At 37.1% G+C, this 17,583-nt stretch carries 14 protein-coding genes, 1 tRNA gene and 1 other RNA gene; 5 read left to right on the forward strand and 11 right to left on the reverse strand.

The genetic code is table 11. From position 1 onward, the window contains the following. Positions 1 to 66: 66 nt before the first annotated feature. The 7 genes from B8W84_RS06350 to B8W84_RS06380 all read right to left on the reverse strand — a co-directional run bounded on the left by B8W84_RS06350 (position 67) and on the right by B8W84_RS06380 (position 7,574). Complete coding sequence (locus B8W84_RS06350; RefSeq protein ID WP_257797923.1) at positions 67 to 1,320, reverse strand: serine/threonine protein kinase; 1,254 nt, start codon at positions 1,318 to 1,320, stop codon at positions 67 to 69. A gap of 302 nt (positions 1,321 to 1,622) precedes the next feature. Beyond that, positions 1,623 to 1,699: transfer RNA gene (locus B8W84_RS06355), tRNA-Pro, on the reverse strand. Between the two features lie 140 nt (positions 1,700 to 1,839). Next, a complete protein-coding gene (gene fabV / locus B8W84_RS06360; protein ID WP_094752434.1) occupies positions 1,840 to 3,042 on the reverse strand; it encodes an enoyl-ACP reductase FabV in 1,203 nt (400 codons plus the stop codon). 225 nt (positions 3,043 to 3,267) lie between these two features. Further along, the gene (locus B8W84_RS06365; protein WP_374220150.1) at positions 3,268 to 4,476 is read right to left on the reverse strand and encodes an FAD-dependent monooxygenase; all 1,209 of its coding nucleotides are present in this window, start codon (positions 4,474 to 4,476) and stop codon (positions 3,268 to 3,270) included. Beyond that, entirely contained in the window at positions 4,476 to 5,726 is a 1,251-nt protein-coding gene (locus B8W84_RS06370) for an FAD-dependent monooxygenase (protein ID WP_257797924.1), read from the reverse strand. Before B8W84_RS06370 ends, B8W84_RS06365 begins: the two co-directional genes overlap by 1 nt. Beyond that, positions 5,698 to 6,996, reverse strand: a complete 1,299-nt coding sequence (pepP, locus tag B8W84_RS06375) for a Xaa-Pro aminopeptidase (protein WP_094752436.1) — start codon at positions 6,994 to 6,996, stop codon at positions 5,698 to 5,700. Before pepP ends, B8W84_RS06370 begins: the two co-directional genes overlap by 29 nt. A gap of 14 nt (positions 6,997 to 7,010) precedes the next feature. Further along, the gene (locus B8W84_RS06380) at positions 7,011 to 7,574 is read right to left on the reverse strand and encodes a UPF0149 family protein (protein WP_094752437.1); all 564 of its coding nucleotides are present in this window, start codon (positions 7,572 to 7,574) and stop codon (positions 7,011 to 7,013) included. A 134-nt stretch (positions 7,575 to 7,708) separates the two neighbouring features. Between B8W84_RS06380 and B8W84_RS06385 the strand changes: the two genes are divergently transcribed. From B8W84_RS06385 to serA, 3 genes are all read left to right on the forward strand, one after another. After that, positions 7,709 to 8,002, forward strand: a complete 294-nt coding sequence (locus B8W84_RS06385) for a cell division protein ZapA (protein WP_094752438.1) — start codon at positions 7,709 to 7,711, stop codon at positions 8,000 to 8,002. Positions 8,003 to 8,112: 110 nt separating this feature from the next. Then, a non-coding RNA gene (ssrS, locus tag B8W84_RS06390) (6S RNA) lies at positions 8,113 to 8,295 on the forward strand. Positions 8,296 to 8,580: 285 nt separating this feature from the next. Further along, positions 8,581 to 9,810, forward strand: a complete 1,230-nt coding sequence (gene serA / locus B8W84_RS06395) for a phosphoglycerate dehydrogenase (RefSeq protein ID WP_094752757.1) — start codon at positions 8,581 to 8,583, stop codon at positions 9,808 to 9,810. A 50-nt stretch (positions 9,811 to 9,860) separates the two neighbouring features. On the opposite strand, the gene rlmF is transcribed toward serA, so the two are convergent. The 4 genes from rlmF to hrpB are packed head-to-tail and all read right to left on the reverse strand — an operon-like array spanning position 9,861 to position 15,793. Further along, on the reverse strand, positions 9,861 to 10,760 hold the full coding sequence (rlmF, locus tag B8W84_RS06400; protein WP_094752758.1) for a 23S rRNA (adenine(1618)-N(6))-methyltransferase RlmF: 900 nt from the start codon (positions 10,758 to 10,760) through the stop codon (positions 9,861 to 9,863). Further along, complete coding sequence (locus B8W84_RS06405) at positions 10,750 to 11,172, reverse strand: SufE family protein (protein ID WP_094752439.1); 423 nt, start codon at positions 11,170 to 11,172, stop codon at positions 10,750 to 10,752. Before B8W84_RS06405 ends, rlmF begins: the two co-directional genes overlap by 11 nt. A gap of 1 nt (position 11,173) precedes the next feature. Beyond that, positions 11,174 to 13,312, reverse strand: coding sequence for a penicillin-binding protein 1B (mrcB, locus tag B8W84_RS06410; protein ID WP_094752440.1), 2,139 nt, complete (start codon positions 13,310 to 13,312; stop codon positions 11,174 to 11,176). Further along, a complete protein-coding gene (hrpB, locus tag B8W84_RS06415) occupies positions 13,313 to 15,793 on the reverse strand; it encodes an ATP-dependent helicase HrpB (RefSeq protein ID WP_094752441.1) in 2,481 nt (826 codons plus the stop codon). A 302-nt stretch (positions 15,794 to 16,095) separates the two neighbouring features. Between hrpB and dksA the strand changes: the two genes are divergently transcribed. Together dksA and gluQRS are read left to right on the forward strand one after the other, a co-directional pair. After that, complete coding sequence (dksA, locus tag B8W84_RS06420; RefSeq protein ID WP_094752442.1) at positions 16,096 to 16,545, forward strand: RNA polymerase-binding protein DksA; 450 nt, start codon at positions 16,096 to 16,098, stop codon at positions 16,543 to 16,545. A gap of 67 nt (positions 16,546 to 16,612) precedes the next feature. After that, on the forward strand, positions 16,613 to 17,488 hold the full coding sequence (gluQRS, locus tag B8W84_RS06425) for a tRNA glutamyl-Q(34) synthetase GluQRS (RefSeq protein ID WP_094752443.1): 876 nt from the start codon (positions 16,613 to 16,615) through the stop codon (positions 17,486 to 17,488). Positions 17,489 to 17,583: the final 95 nt, after the last annotated feature.

A 17,583-nucleotide genomic window follows, 5' to 3' on the forward strand; every position in this document is an offset into this window, starting at 1 on the left:
GATCACAGAGGTTGAAAATAAAATAGAAAAAGGCTTCTTCAGAAGCCTTTTCTATTTAAATATTTATTAATATTCCCAATGATCTACGTTGTGTGTACCTGAGAACTGATTAGGGAAATAGTCTTCACAAGTTCCTTCTCTCCATACATCAGCAGTAGCACAATGCAATCCTCCGCCAAAGGCATAAGCATCACGCATTGCAACAGGGATAACATCAAAACCTAGCTTATCAAATTGTTCCATTTGCGCTGTTTCTGTGGCTTCAACACAAACCGTTTTATGATCTAAGATTAAAGTATTCATCGATAACCAAGTACTGGAATAACATAATGCAGGTGGATTCTCCCAAGATGGTTTAACTGCTTCTACTATTTCCCAATCATTTTTTTCGAAAATTTCACGTTGTCCTTTAAATAATGGACGATTTGGATTAAGTAACATTAAACCTGGACGTAATGGGCAGAAGGTCGCATCAATATGAATTGGATGATTATCTTCAAAACTTAATGTATGAATACGGTAACCTTGAGCTTCATACTTACGTTTTAACCAATGAATCCCAGCAAGATTAGTCGTTAAACCGTGCTGAACAAACACATCTTTACCTAAACGCATTACATCGGCAGCATCAAATAAAATATCCGTTTCTTTCGTACTATATTCTTTACGTAATGAGCGCTCCATCGTTTCTTCATCAGATAAAAACTCATAAGCGGCCACATAATCCATTCTGAAACTTTCATCAGATAAACGAGGTCGTGGAGCTTGCTCTATTAAGCAGTTAGGATCTGACTCAAAGTATTCACGAAGTAAATCAACATATGCCAAATATTCAAAATAACGACTACGAAAACTCATCGGTGCCATTAACATGGTTTTTCCCATAGTTAATAAACAATCTCGAGGAGGCATCACGCCAAAACCAGAACTAATAGTAAAGTCAGGCGTTATAATACGTTCATGCCAATCGACCGCACCTGGTCTATCTACAATAATATTGCGGGCTTCTAATAATTTTGCAAAATCATTAAGGCATTCGTTCGCAATATCTATCGATTCTTGCGTTCTTCGACCCGCTTTACCACCTCGCATAGGTGAACCCGCCGGGATTTTTTCATTACTTGCAGGACAGGCTTCTGGAATATGTTGATTATCCGCAATACCCACAATAACATGACGTAAGGGATCAAAGTCGTTATAAGATTCTACGTGTAAACCCTTGCGTACAATTGGCACACCAGATTCTTTTCTTTGTAAACTTGTAGATGCATTTGGATATAGATCTATTGTTGTAATATTGCTAATAATTGACTTTTTCACCCTGGCTCCTTTCTGGTAACCCTTATAGCGGTAGGGAACAGATGGTGTCATCTGTAATTGATGTTAATCATATAAATGGATGAAATGTACTTTGGGATTAAGGAGGAAAAATAAAAAAAATAGGTTCTTTGGGGGTTATTTTTTTGTCTTTTCTCTAAATGATTTTCCAATATATCACTCAATATACACATGAGTACAGGATGTAGTAATATCACAAAATACCTAACAACACCGTAACTACTAGCATAACGCATACTTTAAAGTGAATTTCGGACGTAAAAAAACCACCCAGAAGGTGGTTGTGGTCGGTATGATAGGATTTGAACCTACGACCCCTGCTCCCCCAGAGCAGTGCGCTACCAAGCTGCGCTACATACCGATTTAGGTGTCTATTTTAATAATTTACACACAAGATGCAACTAAAACTTCTTAGTTTTATCATTTATATTTCAAATGCTTAAAAATAAATAAAAAACCACTCTAGGTGGTTTTTTTCTTATTAAGTAACATTTGAAAGAGTTAAATGCTTAAACAATCGAAATCAACAATAGTATCCACATCAACACTATAATCGATACCTTCAATCGCAAATCCAAACAAACGTAAAAATTCTTCTTTGTACTCTTTATAATCAGTCAAGTCGAACAGATTTTCAGTTGTAATTAATGGCCATAATTTTTTGCACTGTTGCTGTACATCTTCACGTAGCTCCCAATCATCAAGACGTAAACGGCGTGTTTCATCAGTTGTTACTGATGCACTATCATCGCGATACAATTGCGTTGTAAATAAGCGGTAGATTTGTTCCATACAACCTTCATGTAAACCTTTTTCTTTCATTATTTTAAATACCATTGAAATGTATAAAGGCATAACAGGAATCGCTGAACTTGCTTGTGTTACTACACTTTTTTGTACAGAAACATACGCTTCGCCCGCTAAAGGTGTAAGCTGAGCTTGAATCGCAGTTGACGCACGATCTAAATCAACTTTAGCTTTGCCTAATGCTCCATTCCAATATATTGGCCAAGTTAATTCAGTACCAATATAAGAGTAAGCAATCGTTTTAACGCCGGTAGCTAGCACGCCAGCATCTCCTAAAGCACTCAGCCACAATTCCCAATCTTGTCCACCCATCACGGTAACTGTATTCGCAATTTCTTCTTCTGAAGCAGGCTCTACTTGTGCTTCGATAATAATATCTTTATTAGTATCAATCGCCGTTGAGATATAGGTTTCACCAATGGGTTTTAAACTTGAACGAATAACTTCACCCGTATCAGGCATTTTACGTACCGGTGCTGCAACCGAATAAATAATTGCATCAATTTGACCTAAGTCCTCTTTGATTAAAGCAATCACTTTATCTTTCATTGCATGAGAAAATGCATCGCCATTAATACTCTTTGCATAGAGACCGTCTTGATGCGCTTGTTTTTCAAAAGCGGCACTGTTATACCATCCCGCAGATCCCGTTTTACGCTCTGTGGCAGGTTTTTCAAAAAAAACACCGATTGTTGACGCATCAGAACCATAAGCGGCTGCAATGCGAGAAGACATACCATATCCTGCAGATGAGCCTATGATCAATACACGTTTAGGACCCTTTTTTATTTTGCCCTGTTTTTTTGTATATTCAATTTGTGCTTGCACATTTTTAGCACAACCAAGTGGATGTGTTGTGGTACAAATAAAGCCTCTAATTTTTGGTTTTATGATCATAATTAAATCTCTTCTTTAATATCGAAAGACAACTTCAATGTTGTCTGACAGGAGTACTGATATATACCCATGTTGTATCTAATACCGCAAGGAAATACACGAAAAATAAAAAATCGAGTACCATGCAACAACAAGAGCACGTGAATTTATCTATAAAAAGTATCACTTAAAATACTTAATATATCAAAGCCCATGAATATAATAAGGTGCATAATATACACGCTTTTATGATGGGTTCAAAATAGCAGGTAATTCTCCGCTTAAACCCATCGCTTGACGAATAAATTGTTTTTTCACCGGCAGGATATTATCTGCAAATAATAACGCTAAATTACGCAGTATTTTTTTACCCGGATCATTTCCTTGAAAAAGACGTTTAAGTAACTCCATTGCAGCAATCATTTGTACAGCTTCGGTTTTTCTCCAACGTTCAAATTGACGTAACTGCGGATATAAACCAATATCTTTTCCTGCATCATGATTGGCCTGTATACATTCAGACAAACTCAATGCATCAAGTATACCTAAATTAACACCTTGCCCAGCTAACGGGTGAATAGTGTGCGCAGCATCACCTATTAACGCAATGCGATGTTTAGCGAAATCACGTGCATAACGCATGCGCAATGGAAAATGCAGCCGCTCACCTTGTAACTCACACGCGCCCAATCTATTATCAAACATACAGCTTAATTGCTTGTTAAATTCAAAACGACTTAATGCTTTTAATTTATCGATTTCATGCGCAGGAGCAGACCAAACAATAGAGCAGAGATTATCTTCAAATAAGGGTAAAAAAGCTAAAGGCCCCGATGAGGTGAATATTTGCCGAGCGCAATTTTCGTGTGCCAATTCGGTTTTTATGGTTGCCACTAACGCATCTTGTTCATAATCCCAATAGGTCAATGGTATATTAGCTTGATTGCGTAACCAAGAATTAGCTCCATCAGCACCAACTAATAACTTACTGGTTAACTGTTTATCACTGCCTAACGTTAACCAAGCCTCTCCATCCCCCATACTCACCTTACAGATTTTATCTGGGGCATAAAAAGTAACATTTGTTTGTTGTTCAAGCAGAGTCATCAGTGCTTTTTTTATTTGTTCATTTTCAATGATATAGCCTAATTGAGGTGCATTCACATCCGAAGCAGAGAACTCGATTTTAGCAGCGGTATCTTTTTCCCAAACAGACATGCATGCATAAGGCGTGATACGCGATGCATTTATATATTCCCAAACACCTAACTTTTCAAAAATAGTACGACTGGCTATATTGATAGCACTCACTCTTGAAACACACAAGTCATCTCGACTTAGCTTTTCTTTACTTTCAATAATTGCGATACGTAAGTCGCTTTTTGCTAATGAAATTGCCAGTGTAAGCCCCACTATTCCACCACCTACGATGGTTAAATCATAAGATAACATCATCATATATTTTCTTTTGCAAATAAATTAAATTGACCTCTTGCTTGCCTGACTATCGGCTCAGCAAGTACCGGAAAACAAGACATGGCCTGTAGAGCGATATTTCGCCCCAATACTAATGGCCAAGCATCGCTACTAAATAAAGTCACCACTGAATGAGTCATTAAAACCGTTCTGTTTTGATCTTTTTTACGTAAACACCAATATTTATTCAACATAGTAAAGGAACCAATGGTGCCGTTTTTGTAAGCACTCGTCATGTCCGTTATTAATTGGTAAACATCACGTAAACCAAGATTAAACCCTTGCCCCATCACAGGATGTAAACTCTGTGCGGCATTACCTATACAAAGAACACGATGCGCAAAAGGTGATGGGCTGTGTATTAATTTCAACGCATAACTATGACGTGATTCTACTTCAATAAAACGCCCAGCACGATAACCAAAGGCTTTTTGTAGCATATTTAAAAAATCATCGTCGCTTAATATTTCCATCGCCTCTAATGCATCTTTTTTTAATGACCAGACAAGCGCATAACGTTCATCCGAAATCGGCAATAAAGCAATAGGGCCGGATCTTGTAAAGCATTCAAAAGCACGGTTTTTATGCTCTTCAGAACAACGTACATTAGCGATAAGTGCAGAGCTTGCATAGTCGATACTTTGTGTATCTATCCCTGCGTATTGTCGCGTAACACTTGATTCTCCATCGGCGCCGATACATAACTTTGCACGAATTTTTTGTCCATTTTGCAAATGGCAATATATATGTTCTCGGTGTGGCTCAAGGCTCGTTAGGCTAACACTGTAAAGCCGTGTTAATTGTGCATAGCCCTTTAATTTATCCGCCAGGACTTTCCCCATCACCTGTAATTCAACAACCGCACCAAAAACATCCTTTTGACGAGGCAAATCTAACATCCCCCAGCCACCACGCTCAAAGATATGTATATCCTCGATATGAGTCACTTTATTTTTTAACGTATGCCATAATCCTAGTGCATCTAAAATATCACAACTGCCGGCACTCAGCGCAATACTACGGGCATCAAATCCAGGGTGCATTGTAGTACCGATTAATTGAGGGTTATTATCGATTAATAGAACATTAAGTTTAGGTATATTCATTAAAAGTGCATGAGCAAGTAAGCAACCCGACATACCAGCCCCAACGATGACAATATCGACATCAAAATCAAAAGAATGTTTTTTTTGCATTGATTTAACTCGCCATAATCGCTTCAATTTCATCAATACTCTTTGGTACACCCGCAGTTAATACTTGCGCGCCCGTTTCTGTTACAACAACATCATCTTCAATACGGATACCAATACCTTGCCAATATTTATCAACATTTGCATCAACACTCACATATAAACCTGGTTCTATCGTTATTACCATACCCGCTTCTAACAATCGCGAATCTTCAAAACTTCCATAGTCACCCACATCATGCACATCCAAACCAATATAATGACCAATACCATGCATATAAAAGGCTTTAATGGCATCATTTTCAATTAACGTTTGCACATCACCACGTAAGAGGCCCAACGCAACGAGACCTTCTACAAATTGTTGCACAACCTGTTTATTAATATCTCTTAACGCAACACCTGGCTTAACGGAACTTATCGCACGCGTTTGCACATCCAACACTAATTGATATAACTTTGCTTGTGCTTCACTAAAAACGCCATTAACAGGGAACGTTCGGGTAATATCACCTGCATAACCTTGATACTCTGCGCCCGCATCAATCAGCACTAGATCACCATCCTTAAGTTGCTGATTATTTTCTGAATAATGTAAACAACAGGCATTATTACCACCCGCGACAATGCTATTATATGCAATTTCTCGCGTGCCTTGTCGTGCAAATTCACACTTAACTTCAGCTTCTAATTGATATTCCCACATACCCGGCTTACATACTTTCATTGCATGTACATGTCCTGCAGCAGAAATATCGCCCACCTCAGTCAACAACGTTAACTCAAACTCTGATTTTAATAAGCGCATTTCATTAACAATATTCAAACTATCAAAAAAATGAATCGGTGCTAATTTACCTTTACGCGCACCAGCACGTAATTGATTAACCGCTTTTGCTAAATATTTCTCTAATTTTGGCGCCTGAAATATAGGATAATAAAGTGATTCTACACCTTCCATTAATGCCATCAGTTGATGTTCAAAATCATCATTGATATAAGCTTCATCAAAATTAAAATCACTGATCGCCGCAATTTGTCCAACACGATAACCATGCCAGATTTCTGCGCTTTTATCTTTTTTCCTATTAAATAAAATAGATTTGTTACCTTGTTTTGATTTAAGCAATACAATATAAGAATCAGGTTCATTAAAGCCACTTAAATATAAAAAACTACTTTCTTGTCGAAAAGGATATTCACAATCATTATTGCGTGTTTTTTCTGTCGCACTCGGAAAAACAGCCATGCTATTCATTAACATTTTGTCAAAAAACTGTTCTCGGCGCTGATTAAACTGTTGCATAAGTATATATCCCTTTAATGTAAAGTTTTTGATAATGGATGGCCATGATCACGAGAAAATGTATTAAAGCAAAGCATGGCTCCCATACATAAATATTCAACTATTTCGGCAAAAGAAATTTCTGATGCTTCATCTTCTGTTTCAAAATCAAAAGAAAGTTGTGATATATCACGAATATCACGAATTATCTCTTGTGTCTCTTTTGATGCTTGATGTAACGATTGTTGCACCAACCCAAATCCTAACAGGAACCCTTGCGCCCATTGTGCCATTGCGTCACATCGTTCATCTAAAGGTACATTCTCTTCTGGTAATAATAAAGTGAAGCCATCATTCGTAAACTGCTCTAATATTTGGCCATGAATACGGATAACGCTTTTTTTCAGTTCCAAAGGTAAACCCATACCTTCATTGACCACGTCATTAAATAAAGGTAGCCAACTTTTATTATCAAGTGTAACCTCACCAGCTATAAGCCCTGCGAGTATTCCATGTATTTCCGATGCCGTTGTATAAAGATCCATTGTGCTTAATATTTTTGCGATTTCATCAAAATTTAATTTAGATTTTTTACACATTGCCCATTCTCTTCTAAACTGTAAACATTTAATACTAACACTGAGCCTGTCATGCAGCTAGTAAGCACTTGAAAGTTAGCGCTGAGATAGTTAATATTAGATTTATTTTTAACATTATATTAGATAGGTTAATTATGGCCAATATTGAAATTTCTATCCTAGGACAACAATATAAAATAGCCTGCCCTGAAGGTGAAGAAAAAGCATTACAAAAAACCGTTGAGCAATTTAACCTAAAACTTAACAAGATAAAAAGTAATACGCGAACTTTACGCAATGAACAATTAATTGTGATGGTTGCACTTAACTTATGCCATGAGTTAAATACCGAAAAAGCAAAAAACCAGCAACAAACACAAGAATTAAATAACAGAATTCAAGCTCTACACCAATCCATTGAGAATGCTTTATTACCTATTGGAAGATAGATATAAAGTAATAGTCTGATTTTTTTTATAAAAAATACATTTCAAAGAGAAAATGTACATTTTTAGATCTAAAACACTATGCAAATTATAAAATTTAGCGTAATCTTTACTTAACCCTCGGGTATTCGCTAATCTTAACAAAGACTCTGAGCCGATAAGTAATACTTGGCAACCTAAGTTGAATGCTATTGTGCAAGCTCGGCTAGTATCGAGAAGCCTGCGGCAAACACTGGGATACCACTCTTGACCTTCGGGTTCAAGGTCTGCGTTAATAACGATACCCTTGGGTTACTCTCTATTTTTTACTACCTTTAGAATTAAAAGATAATGAGTTTATTTTCATAACAATATATTGATCTAATTCACTTTTATTCTTATACCTATCTGCTACTGTAAAGCACCTTATTAATAATTAAACTACCTAAAAAAAATTATGGGCATATGCTCAATGACTTTTTTATTTTATGCGATCGCAAAAATAATTAAAAATTAGCATACTCCAACAAGTAAATATACAAACATGGTGAGTGAAAATGCTAAAGAAAAGTCCCCAAAGCGCCTATATAAGCGCGCTTAAAATGAATCAGTTTTCTCTCAATAAAAATAAAATAAAAATTCTTCTCTTAGAGGGCCTGCATCAGAGTTCCTTAGATACTTTTAAAAAAGCGGGATACACTAACATTGAAACAATTAGCTCCTCATTGAGTGAAGACGATCTAATTAAAAAAATTCATGATGTACATTTGATAGGCATTCGTTCCCATACTCAACTCAATAAAAAAGTGCTTAACGTTGCTAATAAACTTATTGCTATTGGTTGTTTTTGTATTGGCACGAACCAAGTTGATTTAAACTATGCGCAACAAAAAGGCATTGCAGTCTTTAATGCCCCTTTCTCAAATACACGCAGTGTTGCAGAACTCGTACTTGCTCAAGCAATTTTATTATTACGCGGAATACCTGAACGAAGTGCCAAAGCACACAGAGGTGTATGGGATAAATCGTCAAAAGGCTCTAGTGAGGCACGAGGTAAAAACCTTGGTATTATTGGCTATGGACACATTGGAACACAATTTGGTATCTTAGCAGAAAGCCTCGGTTTTCAAGTTTCATTTTATGATATTGAAAATAAGCTAAGTTTGGGTAATGCGCAACAAATAAATAGTCTTAAAGAGTTGCTAAAAACATCAGATGTCATCAGTTTACATGTCCCAGAAAGCGCATCGACCAAAAATATGATCGGAGCCAATGAGTTTTCTATGATGAAAGATGGAGCTGTATTTATGAATGCGGCGCGGGGGACGGTCGTAGATATCATGGCACTTTGTAATGCATTACGTAGTAAAAAAATATCGGGAGCGGCTATCGATGTATTTCCTATTGAACCAAAATCAAACGATGAAGTGTTTTTATCGCCATTACGCGATTTTGATAATGTAATATTGACGCCACATGTCGGTGGTAGTACGCAAGAAGCACAAGAGAATATTGGCTATGAAGTTGCGGGGAAATTAGTTAAATACTCAGATAATGGATCTACGTTATCGTCTAAAAACTTTCCCGAAGTTTCTCTTCCTGAGCATGCTCACGCTTGTCGGCTATTACATATTCATCATAATCATCCCGGAATTTTGACCAAGATAAATTTAATTTTTGCAGAAAGCAATATCAATATTGCAGCACAATACTTACAAACAAATATTAATATTGGTTATGTTGTCATTGACGTTAACAGTGAAGATGCGCAATTAGCATTATCGAAACTAAAAAACATTGAAGGTACTATCCGAGCGCGTTTACTCAACTAATTAAGTGCCTCTGTACACTTAGGGGGATGCAAATGCATCCCCCTATCAAACTAGCGAAATGACCACGCTATCAATCGACTGGTTTTTTGCCCTTGTTGCATTTTTATTACCTTCACTTTCGGAACATTTAACTGTTTTAATAATTTTTTCAACGGTCCAAGATTTTCAGACTTAGACACTAAACTTGTGAACCATAAAATCTGATCCGCATACTGAACACTTTCTTTAATCATCTGTTTTAGAAAAGAAATTTCACCACCCAAACAACAGAGCTCATGTTCTTGACCCGCAAAATTTAACGTCACGGCTTGCTTCACTTTACCTTTATTTAAATTATTAACTTTTCGAGTACTCCCCTGTAATGCTTGTTGCATCGAAGCATGAAAAGGAGGATTACACATCGACAATGTAAATTTATCATGAGGTTGAATAATACCTTCAAAAATAGCCTTTTTATTTTTTTGTAAGCGGGTTTTAATTTTAGAGCTTATACATTTGTTTGACTTAATGAGTAAGTTAGCTGTTTTTATCGATAAAACATCTATATCCACCCCCACAAATGACCAATTATATATTTGGCTTCCCAAAATAGGATAAATGCAATTGGCACCACAACCTATATCAAGTACTTTAATCTGAGCACTATGCACCTCTAACGGCGTTTCTTTCATTAGCAAATCTGCAAGATAATGCAGATAATCCGCACGTCCAGGAACTGGCGGACATAAGTAACCTTTCGGTATTTCCCAAAAATCAATGTGATAAAAAAACTTTAATAAAGCCTGATTAAGGGTCAGTAGTGCATCCGAGTTACTAAAATCAATAGTGATATTACCGTATTCATTACACATAACAAAACGCGATAAAGCAGGTAAACAACTGCATAACGCATCCAAATCATAACGCCCGAGGTGCAAACTACGCGGATGTAATGTACTTTTATTCGTCATTTTCATCAATTCCTAATTGGGTGATACGTTTCACAATTGCAAATAATCCATTGGCACGAGACGGACTTAAATGATTAAGCAAACCTAACTCTGTAAAAATATCATTGATATTCACCGCTAAAATCTGCCGCGCATTTTTATTTTGATATATAACAAGTAATATCATCATCAAACCTCGTACAATCCGCGTATCACTATGCATAGTGATTTGATACCTATCACCCTCTAGGTGAACTTTTAACCAAGCAGCACTCGCACAACCTTGCACTTCATTACGCAGATTTTTATCACTCTCATCCATACAAGGTAACTTTTTACCTAATTGAATAAGTAATCTATATTGGGCATCCCAGCTTTTGTTTTGTGCAAACCCCCCCTGCAATTGATGCATACTCATTATACTTTTTTGCACTTTATTTACCTTTATTTTTCTGTTTCATATAATAGGAGAAAAGAACTAAAGCACCACTACTCCCTGTTAATTTCGTACTTTTATTACTGTCTTTCCCTACCCACGTTGTGACTAACTCATTCGCATCAAACCCAACAAACCAGCTATCTTTTAGATTATTTGTTGTTCCTGTTTTACCGTAAAAGTACCCTCCGGGATTTCGCCAACGTAAGCTCCGCGCAGTGCCCGATTGCGTTACCTCATGCAAACTCGAATTTAACATTTTTACCGCTTTCTCCGAAAAACGCGCTTCAATAGGATCATGCCTCTCATATAGACGTTCTCCGTCTTTAGACACGATAGAGCGGATCAGAGCAAGAGTCTGATAACGACCTTGCATTGTTATCGGTTGATACATTTGCGCCACCTGCAAAGGCGTCATTGCAAGACTACCGAGAACTAATGATGGATACGCTTTTATCTTTTTTTTCACCCCCATTTTATGTAAGGTTTCGATGACACTGCCCAAACCAACTTGCATGCCTAAGTTAACCGTTGGTACATTAAGCGAATGTACTAATGCATACTCTAATGAAACTTCACCTCGATATTTCCTATCATAATTTTTAGGCTTCCAACGTTGCCCTGTTGAGTTTTTTAATATAATTGGGCTATCTTTTAAAACGCTATTTAAAGAATACCCAGACTCTAGCGCCGTTAAATATACAGCAGGTTTAACCAGTGATCCTATTGGACGCTTTGCATCTAATGCGCGATTAAAACCACTAAATTTAACCTCTTTTCCCGATACTATTGCACGGATCTCCGCCGAGTCACGATCGCTCACCAGCATCGCTCCTTGCAAATCATTATCTCCCGCCACAGACACTCTTTGTATCCCATATTGCACCGCATATTCAGCATGTTTTTGTGCTAACGGTGATATAGATGTATATATATGTAAGCCATTTTGTTGCGCAATAGATTTAGGCATTCGGTAAGCCAACTCACGATATATACGACTGATAAAAGCCGGATTAGAGATGTTATTTAAAGCCTTACGCGCACTTAAATTAAGTGAGTCCGCTACCGCATAGCGATAATCTTGCGCACCAATCAAATTATTTTCAACCATCATACGCAACACCAAATCACGCCTTTCCAATGCGCGCTTAGGATGACGACGCGGATTATAATAAGAAGGCCCTTTGACAATAGCCACTAGCAATGCAATCTGTTCGATACGCAATTCATTCACAGGTCGTGAAAAATAAAAATGACTAGCTAAAGCAATGCCATAAATACCCGTTTTACCATTTTGGGCTAAATAAACTTCATTTAAATATGCTTCTAACAGACGATCTTTACTATATTTATGATCCATTAATAAAGCGATGTATGCTTCTTGAAACTTGCGCCATAAACTACGCTCTTGCGTTAAAAATAAATTTTTAGCTAATTGTTGCGTAAGCGTGCTACCCCCTTGTACTGTTCTACCTGCTTGGAAATTAGTAATAAATGCTCGTACAATGGCAAAAGGCGAAACCCCTTGATGGTGGTAATAAGTCCGATCTTCCATTAGCAATAACGTGTTAATAAAAAGATCTGGGATCTTTTCAAATGGTAGAAAAAGACGATCTTCAATATTATCTGAATAGAGACGAGTTAAAAGTAAAGCATCTAAACGCGTACTTTTGATCCAGTTCCCTTGAACATAAATTGATTGAATTTTTTTATCTTTAAAATAAACTTTTACTTGAATTGCACTTTCAGGACGATCCGAAAAATCAAACGCTCGCCGGTAAAAACTAACACTATTATTAGCTACCGAAAATTGTCCGGGAGCTTGTACCGATCGAACCGGTCTATAATTAAGTAATTTTAACTCTTCAATTAATAACGTTGATGATAAAGAGTTGCCAATTTTTAATTGTAATGCCCGCGCATAGACTTGCGCGGGAAGTTGCCATGTTCCCGATGAAAATTTCCGATTTATTTTAGAATCAAAATATATACCTAAAATCAACATGGTAGCAAACATCACTAAACTTAACTTCCAAGAAACAGACCAAATAAAAGAGAAGATCTTAACTTTAATTGAGCGTTTTCTGTTTTTGTTCTTTTTATTTTTTTTAGAAAAAAGAGTTCTTATCTTCAACATTTATTTCCCATTCATATGCTTTTTAATACGTTTTGTTGGTAATGCCTGCAGTGGGTCATCGGGCCAATAATGCTTTGGGTAACGTCCACGCATTTCCTTTTTAACTTCAATATAAGCCCCTGACCAAAATGAAGCGAGATCTTGGGTTAACTGCAACGCTCGCCTTCCTGGTGAAAGCAATGCTAATTGTAACGTGATCCGGCCGGAAAATATGCAAGGCGAATCTTTTTGTCCAAATAATTCTTGCATGCGCACACTCAGTAATGGATTTTGTAAAGAGTGATATTTAATCGCAATTTTTGACCCTGTTACAACACGAATATGTGTAGGAAAATCATTTTTAAACTTTGTTAATCCCGTCCAACTTAAACGCGCCAATAATGCACTTTGTAAATCTAAACGAGCTAATTGATCCGGCTTAGTCAATGCATTTAAATATGGTCCAAGCCAATCACCTAAGCGCAAAAGAAGCTGCTCGTGAGAAAAGTCTAAAAAATCATTCTGTACATTAAATTTCAAATATTGTGCTTGTGCATATTGTAAGCGACACAATAATTGCTCATCTTGTGCGGACCAGTTTAAGACGCTCAATCCCGATTTTTTTATACCTGCTAATAACGCGTCACTTTTTTGTTGCCGACTGACACCTTGTAAGGGTTTGCTACTAATTAATAACTTACCTATGTATAAACGCTCTTCTGCAATTAATTTTTTATGGTTCAATTGCCAATAAATTTCATTTTTTTGTATAAAATAGGAGCTTAAATATTTATCCAAATCCGCACGCTCTATCGCACAGGCACTAAAAATATGACTATTTCGAGCAGATCCAAGCAAACCAAGATCAGCAACCACTAACATTTTTTCGCTGAGTAATGCTGAATGTGACGCCAACTGAGCTCCGATACCATTACTCAACAAATAGCACCCCGTCGCCCCTCTAGCACCCGCGATACGATCGGGAAAAGCAAATGCAAGCAACAGACCACACGCATGTATCGCTAATGGCGCACTACTCAAGCTTCGATGCAAACGTTTTAATAAGACTCTCTGACGTTGCTTAGTAAGGTAAGATGGCTGTAGAATTGCGACGCTTATATCATCAACTTTTGATTCGGTGCTCTCTAGATGTGCCACTAATAAGCATCCAAGTTCAACCAGTCCTTCCCACTGCTCTTCATCCTCTAAACGCTGTGCTTGCAACAATAAATGCGCATATCGAGGCTCAGTACCCAGTTCGCGCATAACACGTCCATAACGACTTAATCGACCGCTAGCATCTAACGCACCAAAAGTCGTTAATAAGACACGTGCTTGTGCAAGATTACTACTATTTGGCTGATCAATAAAAGGTAAATTTATTGCGTCATTAACTCCCCAATATAATATTTCTAATAATAAGGATGTTAAATCACTACACTGTATCGATAATGTTTTTTGAGCAGGTAAGCGACTTTCTAATGCCCATAATCGATAACAATATCCCGCTTGTAAACGCCCCGCTCGTCCGGCTCGTTGCGTAGCACTCGCTTGACTTATCATCTGTGTTTGTAACTTGGTCACCCCAGATTTAGCTTGATAAAGAGCAACGCGTTCTTGACCACTATCCACCACCACCGTAATACCCGCAATGGTTAAACTAGTTTCAGCAATATTGGTGGCTATAACTATTTTTCGTTGCCCTCCAGCAGCAATTTGCATCGCAAATTGCTGCGCCTCTAAACTTAAGGCCCCGTATAAAGGCGTAATAAATGGCGGTTTCATCACATTTTCAAAAAAAACTTTTAATTGGGTTGTACACTGTTTTATTTCTTTTATTCCCGCAACGAAGACTAGAATATCACCTTTTTGCTCTCGATAAGCGCGCGTAATTAATGCCACTAAAGCACTCATTAAATTTAGCGTTTTATTTAATGCTTGGTGGTATATTTCAATAGGGTAACCTCTTCCCTGAGAAAGAATACAATGTGCATTTGGTAATTTCTTCTGTAAGTGACTATTATCCAAAGTTGCAGACATTATTAGCACTTTAAGATCTTCTCGCAATCCCGCTTGGGCATCCAAGGCCAAAGCAAGTGCAAGATCCGCTTGTAAATTACGTTCATGAAATTCATCAAAAATAAGCAAACTAACTCCAGTTAATTCGGCATCTTGTTGTAACATTTGAGTAAGAACACCTTCAGTCACTATTTCTAATTGTGTATTACGACTGATGCGTTGCTCACCGCGCATTCGATAACCAACTCGACCTCCCACTTCTTCGGAAAATAAAGACGCAATATAATGAGCAATATTTTTTGTTGCCAACCGCCTGGGTTCAAGCATAATTATTTTTCCTGAAAACCACTTATCTTTAAGCATGACAAATGGCAAGAACGTTGATTTCCCTGCGCCGGGGGGGGCTTGTAATATCACTTGAGATGCAACAGACAAACTTAACTGTATCTCACTTAAAACTGACTTTATTGGTAATTGAGACAAAATAACTCCAAACAAAAAATATTAAAGCTTCTACAATTAAAAAAAATAAAACTTAAAACTGAATTTATTGGTAATTGAGACAAAATAACTCCAAACAAAAAATATTAAAGCTTCTACAATTAAAAAAAATAAAGCTTAACTATCATAAATTAACAAACACTAATTGACTACACTATGATTACTTGATATAGATACCGCCCAAAATAAGTAGGGCTCTTTTAACAGTTATATAAAAACTGTTATTACCATTTTAAATTCACCCTATTGAAGCTGTAATCATGCATCAATAAAAGGAACAAAATATGCCAGCCAGTAAGACTAAAAAAACATTAGGCATTTTAGCCATTGCAGGAGTAGAGCCGTATCAAATTAAAAAAAATGAAGAATACATGGAGCAAGCTCAACTCGACCATTTTAACACGATCTTAGACTCGTGGCGCACACAGTTACGCATTGAAGTCGACCGCACTGTAGATCATATGAAAGATGAAGCCGCTAATTTCCCAGATCCTATAGATCGCGCGACCCAAGAAGAAGAATTTAGCTTAGAACTACGCGCACGTGATCGTGAACGTCGTTTAATTAAAAAAATAACGAATACGCTAAAGAAAATTGATCAGGATGATTTTGGTTATTGTGAATCTTGTGGTGTCGAAATTGGCCTCCGCCGTCTTGAAGCGAGACCTACAGCCGATTTATGTATCGATTGTAAAACACTTGCAGAAATAAAAGAAAAACAAGATATTGGCTAATTTAAGCCATATTTAAGAGTAAAGGTTGGTCAAAAACTAACCTTTACTATTGCTATGGAGTATCATTTTGCCAGCTTCACACTATGTGGGACGCTTTGCCCCCTCACCATCGGGCTTATTACACTTTGGTTCATTGATCACTGCAGTAGGTAGTTATTTACAAGCAAAATCAAAAAAGGGTATATGGCTATTACGTATAGAAGATATTGACCCTGTCCGTGAAATGCCAGGTGCTGCAACTGAAATACAAAACACACTACAAGCCTATGGTTTACAATGGGATAATACGGTTATTTATCAAAGTCAACAATCCTGTTGTTATGAAAAAATATTGACCCAATTGAAAAATCTAGATTTAACTTATTATTGCCAATGTACGCGTAAAAACATCAAAAGAAATGGCCGACCTTATTTAGGCTTATGCCGCACTAAGCAATACGGTTCTAAAAATAATGCACTACGCATTGACCTTAGTACACTGACGCCGCTCATTAGTGGCTTCACCGACAAACTGCAAGGGCATATTCCAATAACTTGTACACCTGATTTTATCCTTCAACGTAAAGATAAATTATATGCTTATAATTTAGCGGTGGTCGCAGATGATATTGCACAAGGTATCACTGAAGTTGTACGGGGAGCCGATATAATCAACACGACAGGCTTACAATTAGCGCTATACCAATTACTGCATATAAAAGCACCTACATATTTACACTTGCCTTTAGCAGTAAGCGCTCCGGGCATTAAATTGTCCAAACAAAATCATGCTAAAGCTATTAAAATAAAAAATGCGCGCGCTACATTGCTCGATGCTTTAGCTTTTTTAGGCTTAGATCTAAACAAAAATAGCGCACCTAAAACATGCGATGAAATATTGAACTGGGCAGTAAAACATTGGTCAATAGACAAACTTCCTAAACAAATTGAAGTACAAATTTAAAATTAATTTGTGTTTGAGGTAACACGCGCATAATATAAGCATTGCAAAAAAATCAAGCATTAATTATATCGAACATATTCCGAGGACAAGCTCAT

The organism is Psychromonas sp. CD1, from assembly GCF_002239585.1.
Taxonomy (GTDB): domain Bacteria; phylum Pseudomonadota; class Gammaproteobacteria; order Enterobacterales; family Psychromonadaceae; genus Psychromonas.